The sequence below is a fragment of the bacterium genome (genome assembly GCA_020444065.1).
Taxonomy (GTDB): domain Bacteria; phylum Sumerlaeota; class Sumerlaeia; order SLMS01; family JAHLLQ01; genus JAHLLQ01.
On the sequence record JAHLLQ010000002.1, the window covers coordinates 752621 to 769191 of the forward strand.

The 16571-nt window shown below is 59.9% G+C and carries 12 protein-coding genes and 1 tRNA gene; 7 read left to right on the forward strand and 6 right to left on the reverse strand.

Features of this window, described 5'->3' with window-relative positions; all coding sequences use genetic code 11:
* The first annotated feature begins 23 nt into the window (after positions 1–23).
* From KQI84_07500 to KQI84_07515, 4 genes are all read left to right on the forward strand, one after another.
* Positions 24–767, forward strand: a complete 744-nt coding sequence (locus tag KQI84_07500) for a hypothetical protein (GenBank protein ID MCB2154718.1) — start codon at positions 24–26, stop codon at positions 765–767.
* Positions 768–784: 17 nt separating this feature from the next.
* A complete protein-coding gene (gene argH, locus KQI84_07505) occupies positions 785–2305 on the forward strand; it encodes an argininosuccinate lyase (GenBank protein MCB2154719.1) in 1521 nt (506 codons plus the stop codon).
* Positions 2306–2445: 140 nt separating this feature from the next.
* Positions 2446–3306, forward strand: coding sequence for a universal stress protein (locus KQI84_07510; protein ID MCB2154720.1), 861 nt, complete (start codon positions 2446–2448; stop codon positions 3304–3306).
* Between the two features lie 75 nt (positions 3307–3381).
* Positions 3382–5676 (forward strand): cation:proton antiporter, encoded by a 2295-nt coding sequence (locus KQI84_07515; protein ID MCB2154721.1) that lies wholly within the window; start codon positions 3382–3384, stop codon positions 5674–5676.
* Positions 5677–5685: 9 nt separating this feature from the next.
* On the opposite strand, the gene KQI84_07520 is transcribed toward KQI84_07515, so the two are convergent.
* Both KQI84_07520 and KQI84_07525 read right to left on the reverse strand, forming a co-directional pair.
* Entirely contained in the window at positions 5686–9729 is a 4044-nt protein-coding gene (locus tag KQI84_07520) for a hypothetical protein (GenBank protein ID MCB2154722.1), read from the reverse strand.
* Positions 9730–9865: 136 nt separating this feature from the next.
* Positions 9866–11389 (reverse strand): 8-oxoguanine deaminase, encoded by a 1524-nt coding sequence (locus KQI84_07525; protein MCB2154723.1) that lies wholly within the window; start codon positions 11387–11389, stop codon positions 9866–9868.
* Positions 11390–11563: 174 nt separating this feature from the next.
* On the opposite strand from KQI84_07525, the gene KQI84_07530 reads away from it, so the two are divergent.
* Positions 11564–11941: a hypothetical protein gene (locus tag KQI84_07530; GenBank protein MCB2154724.1), complete on the forward strand. Its 378-nt coding sequence runs from the start codon at positions 11564–11566 to the stop codon at positions 11939–11941.
* A 54-nt stretch (positions 11942–11995) separates the two neighbouring features.
* Complete coding sequence (locus KQI84_07535; GenBank protein MCB2154725.1) at positions 11996–13039, forward strand: Gfo/Idh/MocA family oxidoreductase; 1044 nt, start codon at positions 11996–11998, stop codon at positions 13037–13039.
* Between the two features lie 158 nt (positions 13040–13197).
* Here the strand turns inward: KQI84_07535 and KQI84_07540 are convergent, their stop codons facing one another.
* A complete protein-coding gene (locus KQI84_07540; GenBank protein MCB2154726.1) occupies positions 13198–14199 on the reverse strand; it encodes a KpsF/GutQ family sugar-phosphate isomerase in 1002 nt (333 codons plus the stop codon).
* 112 nt (positions 14200–14311) lie between these two features.
* On the opposite strand from KQI84_07540, the gene yihA reads away from it, so the two are divergent.
* Positions 14312–14947 carry a ribosome biogenesis GTP-binding protein YihA/YsxC gene (yihA, locus tag KQI84_07545; GenBank protein ID MCB2154727.1) on the forward strand — a complete coding sequence of 212 codons (636 nt, stop codon included), beginning with the start codon at positions 14312–14314 and terminating at the stop codon, positions 14945–14947.
* Between the two features lie 72 nt (positions 14948–15019).
* Here the strand turns inward: yihA and KQI84_07550 are convergent.
* From KQI84_07550 to pal, 3 genes are all read right to left on the reverse strand, one after another.
* Positions 15020–15095 (reverse strand) — tRNA-Phe (locus KQI84_07550).
* 100 nt (positions 15096–15195) lie between these two features.
* Positions 15196–15831 carry an OmpA family protein gene (locus tag KQI84_07555; GenBank protein MCB2154728.1) on the reverse strand — a complete coding sequence of 212 codons (636 nt, stop codon included), beginning with the start codon at positions 15829–15831 and terminating at the stop codon, positions 15196–15198.
* Between the two features lie 2 nt (positions 15832–15833).
* On the reverse strand, positions 15834–16511 hold the full coding sequence (pal, locus tag KQI84_07560; GenBank protein MCB2154729.1) for a peptidoglycan-associated lipoprotein Pal: 678 nt from the start codon (positions 16509–16511) through the stop codon (positions 15834–15836).
* Positions 16512–16571: the final 60 nt, after the last annotated feature.

Here is a 16571-nt window from a genome sequence, read left to right on the forward strand (position 1 = left end):
CGATCTTGGGAGATTTCCCCAGAATGCTTAAGAATTTCCAGACGACGTCAATCTTCCTCGGCCTCTTCCTGCGCAAGCTGGAGGTCCAGGATTACCGCAATTTCGCGGACACCCTTCCGTGGCGACTGCCCGAATTCGACAACGAGCCCCAACTGGCTCCGGTTCCCCCCGATGCCAAGCCGGACATGAGCCGTGTACGCTTCATGTCGAAGGACACTCGTCTAATGATGGAGGTCGCCCCTGCCAGGATCCAATTCCGCATGATGCCCGGCGAAGTGACCAAGACGGAGCAGGGCATGAATCTGAAGGCCTTGCCGGTTGCCGAGGCCTTCGACCAGTTCATTCCCCAGGCCATGCGCATCCACACGACTCTATCGGAGCACTTCGGTGCGACCGCCCTGCGTGTGGGAGTCGTGACCGATATCATCTCCCCTGTGCCGAGCAGCGCCAATCAGCGCATGCAGCAGCATATTCTGGGGAATCCGAATATCTTCGGCGAACGACTGAGCGAGTTGCAGATGTCCGCGGCTTCCCGGACCCAACTGGAAGGCGGGATCGGAATCAACCGTCGCCTCGGCATTCGTTCCATGCGCACGAATCAGCCCGGCAACCCCGATCTGCTTCTTAACATCAATATCGACATCAATACGTTGGCAGAAGAGTCCTATGATGTCTCGACGACCGAGCTGGAGAAGTTCCTGCGCGGCGCGTTGAAGCACATGGACAACAACATTCCGCTGATGAACGAGCGGTCTCTCTTCGAATAAGAAGGACTGCCACAGCCATGACCGATCGCCAACCTACGGGCCCCGTGTGGGCCAAGCGCGTCTCCGCCGGCGGAATCGACGCCGTGAATGTCGCATATTGCGCCGGGCGGGACGTTCGTGGCCGCCCAGCGGCCGATCATGATCTGATCGAGCACGATCTGGCGACAAACGCCGCCCACGCGCTGATGTTGGCGGATCGCGGAATCCTCTGCTCGAAAGAGGAACGGGCGATTCTGGCTGCTCTTCTCGATGTGAAGGCCCGGTACGAGCGCGGTGAAACGATCATCGATCCCGCGGCCGAAGATGTTCACATGTCGATCGAGTCTTTTGTGACTGCCAAGGCCGGTCCGGGCGCGGGCGGGCGCCTGCACACCGGCCGCAGTCGCAATGACCAGGTTGCCACGGACATGCGTCTCTGGCTGCGGGGGCGCATCGCGGCGTTGAGCGACGAACTGGCTGACCTGGCAGGATCGTTGGCTGCGCACGCGCGCGCTCACGCCGAATCCGTCTGCCCGGGCATGACGCACATGCAACCGGCGATGGTAACGACCTGGGGGCACTGGACCGCGGGGTATCTGGCTCGCCTCGTCCGCGATCTCCGGCATCTCGGAACCGTGCTTGCCGAGTTGCGCGAGTGCCCACTCGGCTCCGCAGCCTCGTTCGGCACCAGTTGGCCAATCGATCGTGAACGCACCGCTGCATTGTTGGGGTTTGGCGGTCCGACGTTGAACTCGACGGACTCCATTTGGGCCCGCGGCGAATTGGAAGCACGGTACGTTTTCGCTGCCGCGCAGGTGCTCGGCCATCTTTCCGGCATGGGCCAGGATCTGATCCTTCTCTCTTCGCCGCCGCGTCAGTGGATTCGTCTCGACGATGCCTTTGTAACCGGCAGCTCGATCATGCCGCAGAAGCGCAATCCCGACTTCGCGGAAGTGACCCGCGCCCGGGCGGCGGTGCTTGCGGGGCACTTGCAGGCACTGATTGGCGTCGGCACCGCAGTGCCTGCTGGATACAATCGCGACAGCCAGTGGACAAAGTACACGGTCATGGACGCCGCGGCCGAGGCCGAAGGCGCGCCGACACTGTTCGCCCGAGTCTTCGAGACTCTTGCCGTCGACGTGGAGGCCATGCGAGCGGCCTGCGCGCAGGGCTTCCTGAATGCGACGGACGTAGCGGATTTCCTCTCGCGCACGCGGGAGTTACCCTTCCGTGACTGCTATAGGTTGCTGGGACGGGCAGTTGCTTCTTGCGAAGAAGCAGGCCATCTCGATCGCGATTCGCTGAATGCAGCGCTTGCCGAACAGCAGCCCGACACCAAGCCGATGACCGAAGCGGAATGGGCGCAGTTCGACGATCCGGTCGAATTGCTTTCGCTACGCTCGCAGACCGGCTCGCCCAACCCGGAGAAGGTGGCCGAAGCCATCGAGAATCTGGAAGCGCAAGCGCGGAGCGCGCACGACGAGATCGCCGTTGCTTCAGCCAAGTGGCGGAAAAGTATCGCCGTACTTTGGGAAGAAGTCGCGCGCCGAGCTTCCTGATTTACATCTGAACTCCACCCTACATCGCATCCGAAAATCGAATAAAGCCAAACCGGTTTCTGTTGACCGAGGAATGGTCAGACAGGGATATACTGCTTAAGTGACCGCCTGCCCTCCATTTCGCGCGGCGCTTGATTACGATGACCAAGACGGAGACATCGACAATCCGGATGCTGGCGTTTCTGCCCCTCGATCGGGCCGCGCGTCAGATTGCGTCCGAGGCCGCTCATCTTTGTCATTTGCTCGGAGGAACGCTCGATTTCCTCTTTGCCGGTTCGGAATCGGACGGCATGCGAGACACGGTCGCGTCGCTGCTTCACAGCACGAAGATTGTCGATTGGGAGCTCCATTTCGCCGAAGGCGCGCTGGCCGCTTCCATCGAGAACGCAGCCATTGATTTGAAGGCTGATCTCGTCGTTCTGGGGCCGCCGGCGCATCGTAGCGAGAAGGGCGTCCTGACGCGGGGCGACCTGGCAAAGCTCGCGCGCGTGCTGCCCTGCTCGATGCTTCTGATGCCCGCGTGTCAGCAAGATGGCACGCGCTTCCGAAATCTCGCGGCAGCGATTAAGTACGATAGCAGCTCTCTCGCGATGCTGGACTTCCTGTGCGCACTTGCCCGACGGCAGTTCGCCGATCGTCTTCATATCCTTCGCGAATACGATCTCTACGGCTATCGTGGCGTTGATGATCCGGCGAACGATCCGAAGGCGGATTCGTCCTACAACGAATGGAAGTCCATGGAGTTGTACTTGATGAAGGACTTCCTGGAATTGCCGAACCTCGATCATCTGAACGTGACGATGGAGGCCATCCGCGGGCTTTGTGGCCGCGGTGCCGTCGAGTTCGCCAGTCGCATCCGAGCGAACTTGCTGGCGCTTCCCGCTCCGCACCAGAAGAGCAAGTTCTGGAGCCATTTCTTCGGCGAACCCTTCGATCAATTGCTTCAAGAGGAGAGTTGCTCGCTTCTTCTCTTCCGCGATCAATCAATGGCCCGCAACTGACGGCATCGATCGCAACCAACCGCACCTCGAATCAGAACCCCAAAACACTTCAATCCCCGGAACAGGAGTCCACCGATGGAACTCTCGATGCTCTCCTTACTAACTATTCTCCTCGTCGCCTGGATGGCCGGTATCATTGCCAACCGAATTGGCTTTCCCGCGATTCTTGGCGAACTGGCCGCCGGTATCATCATCGGTCCCGCACTGCTAGGGCAGTGGGGGATCGGTTTCGAACAAGCCGTTCCAGGCCTGGACGTGCTCGCACAGATCGGCGTGTTCGCACTGATGCTCTACATCGGAATGGAAGTCGATTATCGCGACATGTTGCGTTGCGGCAAAGCCGGGTTGCTTGGCGCAATTGGCGGCTTCATCGTTCCATTCGGGGCAGGCTACCTGATGGCCTACTTGTGGGGAGCCGGTCACGGCGGCGGATTGTTCCTGGGTCTGGCGATGGCCGTTACATCGCTTGCAACGAAATCTCGCATCCTTGCGGATCTGAATCTGTTTGGGACGCGTATCGCGAACGTTCTTCTTTCCGGCGCGCTGCTCGCAGATGTCGGAGCGCTCGTCGTCTTTGCTCTCGCAATCGGCATCGTCGGGCCGGAGGGATTCAATGCGATGGATCTGGTGCTCGTTGTGGTGAAGGCGATACTCTTCTTTGCCATCGCGATTGTCCTGGGCGTAAAGGTTCTTCCCTTTAGTGAAGGTCTGCTTCAGCGACTCGGCATGTCGGAGCGCACGGGCAGCTTCACCTACGTGATGCTCGTTGCTTTGGTGTACGCGGAACTGGCCCATCTGCTGGGATTGCACGCGATTGTTGGCGCCTTCATGGCCGGCGCATTCATGCGTCGAGGAGTCCTGCGGCACCAACTCTCACACGAAATCGCGAGTGTCGTGCGAGACATGTCGCTGGGTTTCCTGGCACCGATCTTCTTTGTCACGGTTGGCTTCCATGTTAGTCTCGACGTCGTGTTTGCGGAGCCGGTGTTTGTGATTCTTGTCATCGCGGCCGCCACGCTGGCGAAGATCTTCGGCACGGCAGGGTTCTATGTCTTCAGCGGCAATGGATGGCGCGAAGGTATGGTGATTGGTGCCGGCATGAACGGTCGGGGTGCCGTTGAGATCATCATCGCAGAGATCGCTCTTGGTCTCGGAATCATCGATGCCAACCTGTTCTCGGCACTTGTTCTGATGGCGTTCTTCACAACATTGACGGTACCAATTGGCCTGAAACTCGGCGTGAAGTGGCTTGAGAAGCACGGCGAGCTGGCGCGCATGGACGATGAACGCGAAGGCATCGTGATCGTCGGCGCGGATGCACTTGGTAGAGCGGTCGCACAGCGAATCCGCCACGAGACAAAGGAACCCGTGTGCCTGATCGATACGAATCCTGATCACTGTCGAGCGGCGCAGGAAGAGGGATTGGAGGCCATTCGCGGAAGTGCCACGCGTGAAGAAGTACTGATCCTGGCCGGAGCGCGCGAAGCGTCGACGCTTCTTGCCATGACCACGAACGCGACGATCAATTCACTGGTCGCCCAGCGCGCCCGCGAACTGTTCGGCATTCCGCGCGTCCGCACAGCGCGTCCTTCGCCAGAGGAAGAAAGCGCCATCCACGGATCAACCCTCGCCCCGATCTGGCCGCACTTGGAGGGCGCACACTTGCTCGATCCATGGACGCGCGTTGCAGGGCGTCATCCTGCGCAAACAGAAACCGTCGAAGCGGAAGAAACCGAAACCTGGAGCGAGGCATGCCTGCGACTCGCGAAGTCGCGCGCCCTACTTCCACTGTTCATTCGACGCGAAGATCGCGCGCGATTTGCTGCGGAAGACGACAAGCTCAAGCCGGGGGACGAGATCATTTGTATGCGGCGTGACACCGGTGGGGGAGAACTCACACGCCGCTTCGCGGAATCCGTTGCGATGGGCACAGTGCTGGACTTTCAGAACGAGACGAGCTTCGAGACGTTCCTCGTCAGCGTCGCCGGCAGCCTGAGTTCGCGCCTCGACGTGACGGAGAGCGATCTGGCCGACAGCCTGCGCGAGCGTGAGCGCGAATTCTCGACGGTGCTCGTACCGGGCATGGCGATTCCTCATGTTTCGCTACCGGGCGTCATTGGCCTGCACATTGCGCTTGTCCGCGCAGAGAAAGGCATCGCGTTTCCAGATCAGAACGAACCCGTCACGATGGCATTTGTTCTGATTGGCTCCGAAGAAGACCGCCAGATGCATCTGCATGCACTGTCAACAATTGCGCGACTCGCCGAGTCGGACGGATTCGAGCAGGCGTGGCGCCAGGCGAAGACAACCGATGACTTGCGCCAGCACGTACTCGACCTCTGCTGGTCGTTCGAGGAGGAAAACATCTGACGCAAGGGGCTACTGAAGCAGCCAGTAATCGCTCGTGTGTTCCGTCAGCAGAAGAGAGCTCGCGGGCGACTGGCGCCCTTCGTAGATCACAAACGATGTCACACGATAGGCCGGCTCCGCGACGCCTGGAATCGTGAAGGACCATTCCTCGGTGATCGATCCGGCTGGCGCCAGAGTCGGAAGCGCCATTTCCCAGCTTTGGACAACATCGGACTGGCTGTCGAACGCCTCGACGATCAACGTGCCATCCGTCGAAGCGATCCCATTGTTCGTCACATCAACCTGCAAGGCGATTGTATCGCCGGCGTAGTAGACGCCGTGATTGGCAGTCAGTTGGCCGAGTTCGAGCCGCGCCGCTCGCACGTCAAACGATTGCTGCGTCGTGGCCAGGATCGTCCCCTCTTCATTCCAGACTTCTGCCTGCGCGACATAAGCCCCGATAGGAAGATCGGACGTGTCGATAGGGAATGCGACGAGGCCCAGCGGAGTTTGCGCGGCGAGCGTTCGGACTTCCGTCCCGCCTGCAGTGCTCTCCACGCCAGCGCGATCAAGAACTCGAACTCCGGCGTACAAAGGTCCTGCACCGCCAGTCCAAGAGAACTCCACGTTCGCATCAATCGAGTCGCCGCGGAAGGGTTGCTGATTGGTGAGACTGAAGGAAGTTAGCTCGAATCCCACAGCTTGAGTCTCAACCTGGAAGCGGAACTGATTCGTGAACTCGGCGACCCCATCCAGGTGAGATTGCTGCAGGGGATAGACTGTGATTCGGAGCAATCGATCCCCAGATGGAAGGAGTCGCGTACTCCATGAGAATTCGTGATCCGGCCAGACTTCCTTCTCAGGTCCCGCACCTCCGGCATAGATCTTCGGATCATAGTACGTCGCTCCACCAAAAAGTGCGAGCGCCACATCGGCCGAGAAGACTTCGCCCGCGGACTTCTCCAGCAGGATCACATCAGAGACATCCAGGCTTCCGTCGAGGAGCACTTCCTCCGTGTAGGACGGCACGAGGGGCTTGCCCGTCTCAAGCACAAAGGGCTGGTTGCCGATCTCGATGATATCTCCCTCGTCGGTCGCGTTCAGTGAGTAATCTGGTACGTCGATGATGACTTCCTGAGAGCGCCTCAGGCGCTGCGGCGCCTCTACGCGGGGGCCACCAGTAGGATAGAAGGCATCGTGAATGTGTTTCCCGATCTTCGGATCGCCATAGAGGTTGTAGCTGACAATCCACTCATTTCGCAGGGCATTCGTGATGTGCCAGGATGAATCGGGATAGAGATCGCTTCGCGTGCGATCCAGGGCATACCCGATACCCTTGTCGTAATTGATCAGGTACCAGAAGAGCTGACCAATCGACGGATCGTTCACCTTGTTGCCGGTGACCTGAATCGCACCGATGTACGCAGGTACTCCGCGCTCGACCAGCGCATCGGGCATCCCATTGCCGGAGAAGTTGATCCACGAGTTTGGGTAGTAGGAACCGGACAGGCATGTCGTTCCAATCATGATAGGACGCGTATTGCCGAAATACCCTAATGGAAACGATGCCGGAACGATATCATCCCAGCCATCCGTCCAGCCATGTCCGAAGTATCCGATCAGGCCGGAAGACGGGGCTTTGGAGTCGAAGACTGTGCGCTCTGTGTTCTCGACGATCTGTGACAAGAAATCCGCCTGCACCGTTATGTGTGGATAGATCGTTGTGTGCGAATCGCGCATCGATGTGATCTTGGAAATGAATAGCCCCTCGGACTTCCCTTCGCCCGCCAGCAGATACATTGTTGAACTCGGTCCGCCGAGTGCATAAGGGCCAGGATCGAGATCGAGGCTGTTCTGAATGTGCTTCATCAGCTTGTCAGGCGTATTGCCGATGATTCGACCGACATTCAACTCAGGAACGATATAGTCGCCAACAGTGTTCGCGTAGAGAATATCAGACGGCCAGCAATACAAGTTATCCCCTGGCTCTTCATTGAAGTAATTCGGAACACTGAAGGCGCTCGCGGGAACGATGTTTGGCTCGCCCACGAGAAGCAGGTAGCCATTTCCCCAATAGCCGTTTGCCATTTGCTTCTGCCACACGCCAGAGTTCTTCGCGAGCAAAGGAGTAATCTCGCTGTCATCAACAATCAGTTCTGGCGCAACGAATCCTAGAACTCCATTTCGCCATCGTGCGAGCTCCGCGGTCTTGCGAAGCAGTTTCTCAACCTTCTTGTTGAGCCACTTCGCCGCCTGATAGGCCTCCATTTCCGAACCGAACGAGTAACCGCCGGCGTATTGTCGAAAGAGCTCTCCTGGACACGTTAGGATAATGTAATCCGACTGCGCGCACATCGCTTTGTGAAGCGCTGCGGGCGTCATTCCACCCGCCACCATATTCTGCGGAGCATACGTTTCTTCCACAGTCGGCGAACCGTATGAGCGCTGGAGATAGCGAAACTTGAAGGCCTCTCCGAACGCTGGAACGGCTGGAATCGGTGCCGCCAGCACAGGAACCATATCGAGCGTGATCTGCAGCGTGTCGCCAGGCTTCATCGTCTTGATGGCCTTGCCTTCCATCTCGTAGCGGCAGCCGCCTTCGATGTGCCAGGTCCGGCTGTAATCGTAAAAGAGCCCGGCGGAAGAGATAACCTCGAAGTTGAAGATCTGAAAACCATGTACTTCGTACTGAAGGAATTCGACGTTGTTGAGTTCCTGGTTTCCGTTGTTCAAGAGTTCGATCACAACGCGCACGTAGTTTTCTCCGCCGAAGTTCTGCCACATCACGTCATGCTTCGAGAGCATCCAGCTGTACTTCACCGGTGGGGGATTCTCGATGTTCACCAGGCGATTCGCATAACCCTTTTTTCCATCGGTATCGATGGCTTCGACGACAAGATAGCGCTCGCCGTTTTGCTCCTTGCGCGTATCCCAGGAGAAGAGAGCGAACTTGCTGGGAGCTTGCTGGACCTGCGTGTACTTCCTACTATCGCGACAGATTCCATCGACGTAGAAATTCAGCTCGGCGACAGCGACATCGTCATCTCCATGACCCTCAAAGGTGATGTATCCTTGGACTGGTGGAAGGAAATCGTAGACAATTTGCGCGGTGGGCACCGTGGTATCGATGACATTTGCGATGGAAACATCCGCGCTATCGCTCGCGCGGTTGTCGGCACGGTCGACGGCCTCGACGTTGATATTGTGTGATCCATTGGGGTACTGAGTCGCGTCGAAATCGAGTTCAAACGGGGCGGAGTAATCGGTCGCGATCAACTCACCATCGATCATGAAGTTTACACGATCCAGAGAGGGATCATTGACTTCAGGCGCGATGATGGTTCTGCCGCTGATTGTTTCTGGAAGAGGGAGTCCGATGACGGGCGATTCAGCATCGGGCGTCGTCATCTCCGTCCGAAAATTGAATGGCAGTGACGACGTCGCGTTTTCCGCTGCATCGGTGATTCTCACTGCGGCCTCGTGCATGGTGTCGGGCAGTAAGCCCTCGATGCGCACGATGTGCGAGGCACTCGGTGTCAGAATCTCCTCGTAGGCCGAACGCGACCCAAGGGTCTTTCCGTAGTAAACCCGAACCGTGACGGGCTCGTTTGCCTCCACGGAAATCTCAACCGCATCGGCGGCGATCGAGTCGATCACGGGAAGGGTCACAAAGCTCGGAGCTGTTTGGTCAGATGACCAGGTCTCCTCACGCGTATTGTTGGTCTCGTCGCCTTCCGCAATGGTGCCGCCGGAATCGACCTGCACGGAGACGTGGATTGCACCCGGAGGCAAATCAATCGGTGCTGTGAAAGCAAGTTGCCTGGATTCGCCGGGCGCCAGGTTGCCCGTGGCGATTGTTTCGACTCCGGTCCCATCGACAGACAGCGTGCATTCGATGGAACCATCCGCCTCCTGGTCGCCGGCGTTTGTGATCGAGATCCAGGGAATCGAGGAGTCCGCATCCCGCCAGATGTCCTCCGCGGCGAGATCGGGCAGAGCAGTCAGTGCATCCGCACAGCACAGATGCACAGCAAATACCAGCACTCCTGCAATGAGCAGCCGAAGACGTCTCATAACCCCGCTCCCGAGTGGCCGAGAATGTCCGATTCTTGTAACCGAACGGAATCACAGTCACTTCAAGCAGACAATCGAAAAGCACCGGCCCCTGGGTTTGGGGGCCGGTGCAAGTGCTTCAATGTATTCTCTATCTTCAACTCTCCGGCTTCTTCTCCGGGGTTTTGGAACGCGCTTCTTCGTCGCCCGGGTGGGGCGGGTGAACCTTCATTGGCCAGTCCACGCGGATGGTGTAATCCATCTTCCGCTCGGTGTTGACCTTATCGAGAATCTTCTCGCTGATCTCGTTCGCCTTCTTCACGACACTGGCTTCGGTTACGCCGCTCAGTTTGCCGCGTTCGACGACGATCTTGCCGTTGATAATCGAGTAGTCCACGTGGTGCGTCGTGCCGCACATCACGGACGCGGCGATGGGATCGAGGCTCGCGCCGCCGGCGAAGGCAAACTGGTTGAGGTCCAGCATGATGATGTCCGCAGCGCAGCCTACTTCGATGCGACCAATCTTGTCGTTGCCAAGAATGTCGGCACCGCCTCGTGTGCCGAGCCACAGCGTTTTGCGCGTATCGATTGCCTGCACGCCCTGCGCGGCGCGATGCGTCAGGAACGCGAGACGCGCTTCGCCAAGCATGTCGCCACTGTCGTTGCTGGAGGAACCGTCGACGCCAAGGCCGACCTTCATTCCGGCGGCAACCATTTGCGGGATCGGAGCGATGCCGCTGCCGAGGCGACCGTTCGACGCCGGACAGTGCGCGACACCGGTGCCGTTCTCAGCGCAGCGCTTGCGCTCTGCCGCATTCAGGTACACGGCGTGGGCGAACCAGACGTCCGGGCCTTCCCAACCCATCTTTGCAACGTAGTCCAACGGCCGGCAGCCGAAGCGCTCCCAGCAGTAGTCGTTCTCATCGAGCGTTTCGGCCAGGTGAGTGTGCATGCGCACGCCATAGTGCCGCGCGACCCTGGAGGTTTCGCGAAAGATCGTTTCGTCGGCGTTGAAGGGCGAACACGGCGCCAGCGCGATTCGCAGCATCGAGAACGGCGAATCGTCATGGTACTTCTGAATCACGCGATCGTAGTCGGCCAGCACGCGGTCCGGCTTCTCGACCAGCGACAGCGGCGGCAGTCCGCCGCGATCGATTCCCAGCGTCATCGAGCCGCGCGTCGGGTGGAAGCGCATGCCGAGCGACTGGGCCGCGCGGATTTCCTCGTCGATCAGTTCGACCGGGGCCGATTCCGGGTGCAAGTAATGGTGGTCCATCGTCGTCGTGCAGCCCGTCATCAGCAGTTCCGCCATCGCGATCAGCGCCGCGACATGGACGCCTTCCGCGTCGACGTGCTCCCACATGTGGTAAAGCTCGATCAGCCACTCAAACAACTCGGCGTTCTGCGCACGTCCGACCACTCGCGTCAGCACCTGGTACATGTGGTGGTGGCAGTTCACCAGGCCGGGCATCACGAGGTGCGAGGAGGCGTCGATGGCCGGGATATCCGGGGGCAGCGAGTTCGCCTGGCGCAGATTCTCGCCGATCGCGATGACCTGAGGTCCTTCGATCAGAATATCGACATTTTTCAGCTCGCGCTGATCGTCATCAAAGGTCGCCAGGCATCGGCAGTTCTCGATCAACAACCTCTCAGGCTGAGTGTTTTTGGCATCGTTCGTCATGATCGCTCAATCTCCAGTGAAAATCGGCCCTTCGCCGCCCAAACCTTTTCTTTCACACGGCAAGAGCGCGGGCGGCAACTCCGAAATGCCATCCACGCCTGCCTGTACCGCTTCTTGCGTATCCATTTCGAAGGGGCATGAAGAAGTCCATTCCGCGACGAAGAGGAGTCTCTCATGGCGCGTCCCATCGCGATTTCCAAAGCCGTTCTGATCGAGGCCTTCTCCGGCTTCACTGTTTACAATGTGCGGTTTTTCCTGGACGCCGAGGATGGCGCGATCATCCAGGTGCCACACGACGTGGTCGAGTACTGCCTCGGCCGGGGCGAGGGGACCGACCTGCAGCTTTCCGATTCGCATGATTTGCCTCTGGCCCAGCGTATCGCCGATGAAATCCAATGGCTCGCGCAAGGCTTCGATGACGAAGGAATGATCTTCGAGCAGGACGATCAGCGGTACTTCCCGATTACTCCATTGGGTGGGCGCGATGAGCAGGAAATCCGCGACGAAGTCGAGAAATGGCTCGACGATAACGGCCTGGAAACGGTCGACTAGAGGCCCGGCGCCCCGGCCTCGCGGGGGCCCATTTCGTCGCAGGAGCACCCGTCCATGAGCCACTCTTCTTCCGGCGCAATCCCGAAGCTGCGCGATAAGCTCGATACCCCCATTCGATGGGGAATCATCGGCTGCGGCATGATTGCTACCCACGCGATCTGTCCGGCGATCCGCTGGTCGCCCATGACGCGTTTGCTGGGCGTGTCGAGTCGTGACGCGGATACCGCCCAGCGCAAGATGCGCGAGGCGCAGGCCGAGCGATCCTATGGCAGTTACGAAGAACTCCTGGCCGACCCGGAGATCCAGGCGGTCTTCATCGGCACGCCGAATGGCACGCACGAGGAATGGGTCATTAAGGCTGCGAAGGCGGGCAAACACATCCTTTGCGGGAAGAGCCTGGCCCTGAACAGCGCCGCCGCCCAGCGGATGGTCGAGGCCAGTCAGGAGGCCGGCGTGCTGCTGATGGAAGCCTACATGTACCGCCACCACCCGCAGTGGGACACGGTGCGTGCGCTGATCAAGGAAGGACGGATCGGCGAGGTCCGCCTCATCCGCGCCGGCCTCTGCGGGCCGCTGCACAACACGCACGACCACCGTTGGTCCAGCACTCTCGGCGGGGGGGGGCTCTACGACGTGACCTGCTACGCTGCGAACGTCGCGCGGATGCTATACGGTCGCGAGCCCATCAACGTTAGTGCGCGCGCGGACACATCGACGCCGGACAAGGTGGATCGCACGTCTGTGGCAATTCTCGATTTCGATTACGGCCGGATGGCGCTGATCTCCGGCAGCCTGGCGAGCTTCAACAACCAGTACTGCGAAATCGAAGGGACCTTCGGGCGGATTTCGATCGAGCACCCCTTCATTCCCGGTTGGGAGCGCACGGCGATTTACCTGCAACACGGGATGAACGCAGAGACGATCGAGATCCCCGGTGCGAATCACTTCCTGCACCAGATCGAGCACTTCTCGCTGTGCCTGTCGGATCCGACGCGTCCGATGTCGCCGGCGGAAGACGGGCTGCTGCAGATTCTGGTCAACGAATCGATCGAGCAGGCGTGGCTGTCCGGCAAGGTCGTGGAAGTGCCCGAGCCCTGATTCGGGGCGAAAAAGCGCCGATCATTGTGACACTTGGATAGCGTGGGTCGATAATAAGGCCAGCGAGAGGCGGAGGGGGATTCAGGCGCGCCGGCTTCGAGTGCTCCCTGCCCAAAAGCCCGCTGGCTGCGACGAATCCACGCCTCTCGCTACTAGATTTATCGGTTCTTTTCGCTCCAGATACCCGCTTCAATCAACGAGTGTAGATGGATCATGCCGATCGCCTGATCGTCGTCATCCACGACGGGCAGGACGGTGATCTTGTGCGTTTCCATCAAGTCCACGGCCTTGGCACCGTGAAGGTCGCCATGGACGCGCTTGGGCTGGCGGACCATGACTTCGCGGACCTCTGAGTTGACGTCGACCGGACCGCGCAGGAAGAGCCGCCGCAGATCGCCGTCGCAGAAGATCCCGGTCAACGTGCCGGCCTCGTCGGTCAGGGCCACGGCGCCCTGGCGCTTCGTTGTCATCTCGTCAATTGCTTCTCGGACCGTAGCGGTCTCCGGCAGAACCGGATTCTGGTCGCCGGTGACCATCAGGTCTCGCACGCGAACGAGCAGCCGCCGCCCCAGCGAGCCCAACGGGTGGCGAATCGCGAAATCTTCCGCCTGGAAACCTCGCAACTGCATCAGGGCCGCTGCCAGTGCATCTCCCATGGCCATCTGGGCAATCGTCGACGCCGTCGGGGCCAGATTCAGCGGACACGCCTCCTGATCCACTTCGGTCAGCAGAACGACATCGGAGCGTTCTGCGAGCGCCGATTGCATCCGTCCCGTGATGGAGATGACCGGGATTCGTTCGTGCTGCGCATACGGGAGCAAGTTGAGGATTTCGTCCGTCGCTCCGCTGTGAGAGAGCGCCAGCAGGACGTTGTCCCGGGTCAGCATTCCCAGGTCACCGTGGACGGCCTCCGCGGGGTGAAGGAAGAAGGCCGGCGTGCCCGTGGAGGCAAACGTCGCGGCGATCTTCGCGCCGACATGGCCGCTCTTCCCCATCCCGGTCACGATGACGTGGGCCTTCGCGCCGAGAAGAATCTCCGTCGCGCGATTGAACGACTCGCCATCCAGGTTCTCGGACAGCCGCCGCAGTGTTTCGGCTTCGAACCCCAGAACGCGGCGCCCCTCTTCGTGGGCGGATTGTGTACTTGCCGGCTTGCTCATAATGCAATCACCTCACAGACTCAAATCCACCTAGCGCCCACGGCGCAGCAGGGCCAAGAGTAAAGACAATGGCCGTTCGTCATTGCCCATCCCTCTCAGGAACCGAATTCACATGCCTCCATCCCCACAAGTCGAAGTCCTCGACGCACAATTCCTCGTTTCCTGGCCGAAATGGAGGCCGGGCGAACTCGAGGAATTGCCCGAGGTTTGCTTTGCCGGCCGCAGCAACGTGGGGAAGAGCTCGCTACTGAATTCGCTCGTCGGGCGCAAGGCGCTGGCGCGAACATCCCGGACCCCGGGCCGAACCCAGGCCATTAACGTCTTTGAAATCAGGCTTCGACTTGATGGCGAAGAGAGGCGAATGCACTTCGTCGACCTGCCGGGATACGGCTATGCCAAGGCCCCGAAAGCCGTTCAGGCCCAGTGGCTGCCGATGATGGCCAGCTTCCTGCATGCGAACCCGCTGCTGCGGGCCTGCGTAACGTTGCTTGACATTCGACATACGCCGACGGGGCAGGACGCGGAGCTGTTTGAGTTTCTTGCAGAGAACGCCGTGCCGATCCTGCCAGTTGCCACGAAGGCCGACAAGATCGGATCCACCCGCCAGCACAAGCACCTGGGCGCGATCTCGACGAAACTCGAGATCCCGCGTGAGGCGATTCGCGTCTACTCTTCCCAGACCGGCAAAGGCCGGATCGGGTTGCTGCAGGACATCTATGAGCTCGGAAACTGGAGCGAAGCGGGCTGAGGGATGCTCAGCAGATTCAGGAATAGAGAAAGCGCCGGCATCGTGCCGGCGCTTTCTCTATTCGGAAACTTGTGGTGGACAGGGGCGGGGTCGAACCGCCGACACCGGGATTTTCAGTCCCGTGCTCTACCAACTGAGCTACCTGTCCACGAACGGCGCGTCAGACATGCGCCAAACAGGTTTGGGAGCCTGTGATCCGATCCCTCGTGGGTCAAGCGGAAATGGCCCGTTTTCCCCTTTTTTCTCCGTCACTCGTAGACGAAGAACTCGACCCGGCGATTCATGGCGCGCGAGGCATCGTCGTCGCCTTCCTGAAGCGGAAGGCCCTCGCCGAAGCTCACTGTTTCCAGGCGATCAGGCGCGATCCCCATCTCGATCAGGGCCTGACGCACGACTTGGGCGCGGCGACTGCCGAGCGACAGATTATACTCCTCGGTCCCCTGATCGTCTGTGTGGCCACGCAGCAGGACTTTGATCTCCGGGTTCGCCTTCAGGTACGCGATGTTCTTCTGCAGAGCCGCCTTGGATTCCGGGGTCAGCTCCCAGCTGTCGAAGGCGAAGTGAACCATCGCCAACTCCGGGATCGCGACGCCGGCGGGGCGGTTCTCCTCGACAGGGCTGGCTTCGACAGGAAGCCCCGTGAGGTGATCGTACCAGCGCGCGTCGGGACGTTCCGAGGCGGGGAGGCTGGAGGGGATGCTCGCCTCGGCCTGCTCTTCGACCTGAACGGCGTCCTTGTTGGATTTCTTATCGGACACGCGATCCGGGAAGAAGGAGATGAACCCCTTCTCCCCCTTGCAGGCTGTGCCCAGCAGCAAGACGCCCCCCAGAAGGAGGGCGCCTGCGACTCGCAGGAAGATTCGATTAGTCAGCGCACGAGACATCGTCAGTAGTTACTCGCAGACATGGTGTCGGGGCCTGGCTGGTAGACCAGGAACATCGCGCGGCGGTTCAGCGCGTTGGCTTCGGCATTCTCGTCGAAGGTCAACGGGCGAAGCTTGCCGTAACTGATGGTGGAGATGCGGTTCGGATCGACGCCCTTCTCAACCAGGTAGGTGCGAACGGAATCGGCACGGCGTTGGCCGAGAGACAGGTTGTACTCCTCGGTGCCGCGCTCGTCGCAGTGGCCTTCGACCTGTACAGAGACGCGCGGGTGACTGACCAGCCACTGGGCATGGTGCTCAAGAATGGTCTGCCACTCGGGCTTCAGCTCGGAACGGTCGTAGTCGAAGTGGACCATCTCCAGATCCGCGATCTCGACGGCATCTTCAACGCCATCGGTGTCCGCGGTGTTGGGGATGCTGCCCGTGGCGTCCGCATCGAAGCTGAAAGGATCGTACTGGGCATCCGGCACGCCGTTCGGGTTCGCGGCAGACGGGGCACCGACGGGATTCCACTCGCTGGAGCGGGCACCAGCTTGGGCAAGTTCTTCGGCGGTTGGCGCAAATGCGGATGCGCCATCAAGCCGGATTTCGGGATTCATTTTCTTGTGGCCACAGCCTGTAACGGCAAGGGCCGAGGCCAAAACAGCAAAGATTACGAACAAGGAACGGGTGCGGACCATCGAAGGAACCTCCTGGGAACACGTCAACTGGGCGTTTCGAGCCGGAGCGAAGGGGATAAT

What these genes read in the sequence shown, in the direction of transcription:
- KQI84_07555 (MCB2154728.1), bottom strand. Translation starts at nt 15,831, where the DNA reads ATGTCTCGTGCGCTGACTAATCGAATCTTCCTGCGAGTCGCAGGCGCC.
- KQI84_07515 (MCB2154721.1), top strand. Translation starts at nt 3,382, where the DNA reads ATGGAACTCTCGATGCTCTCCTTACTAACTATTCTCCTCGTCGCCTGG.
- yihA (MCB2154727.1), top strand. Translation starts at nt 14,312, where the DNA reads ATGCCTCCATCCCCACAAGTCGAAGTCCTCGACGCACAATTCCTCGTT.
- KQI84_07525 (MCB2154723.1), bottom strand. Translation starts at nt 11,389, where the DNA reads ATGACGAACGATGCCAAAAACACTCAGCCTGAGAGGTTGTTGATCGAG.
- KQI84_07535 (MCB2154725.1), top strand. Translation starts at nt 11,996, where the DNA reads ATGAGCCACTCTTCTTCCGGCGCAATCCCGAAGCTGCGCGATAAGCTC.
- KQI84_07500 (MCB2154718.1), top strand. Translation starts at nt 24, where the DNA reads ATGCTTAAGAATTTCCAGACGACGTCAATCTTCCTCGGCCTCTTCCTG.
- KQI84_07540 (MCB2154726.1), bottom strand. Translation starts at nt 14,199, where the DNA reads ATGAGCAAGCCGGCAAGTACACAATCCGCCCACGAAGAGGGGCGCCGC.
- KQI84_07510 (MCB2154720.1), top strand. Translation starts at nt 2,446, where the DNA reads ATGACCAAGACGGAGACATCGACAATCCGGATGCTGGCGTTTCTGCCC.
- argH (MCB2154719.1), top strand. Translation starts at nt 785, where the DNA reads ATGACCGATCGCCAACCTACGGGCCCCGTGTGGGCCAAGCGCGTCTCC.
- KQI84_07530 (MCB2154724.1), top strand. Translation starts at nt 11,564, where the DNA reads ATGGCGCGTCCCATCGCGATTTCCAAAGCCGTTCTGATCGAGGCCTTC.
- pal (MCB2154729.1), bottom strand. Translation starts at nt 16,511, where the DNA reads ATGGTCCGCACCCGTTCCTTGTTCGTAATCTTTGCTGTTTTGGCCTCG.
- KQI84_07520 (MCB2154722.1), bottom strand. Translation starts at nt 9,729, where the DNA reads ATGAGACGTCTTCGGCTGCTCATTGCAGGAGTGCTGGTATTTGCTGTG.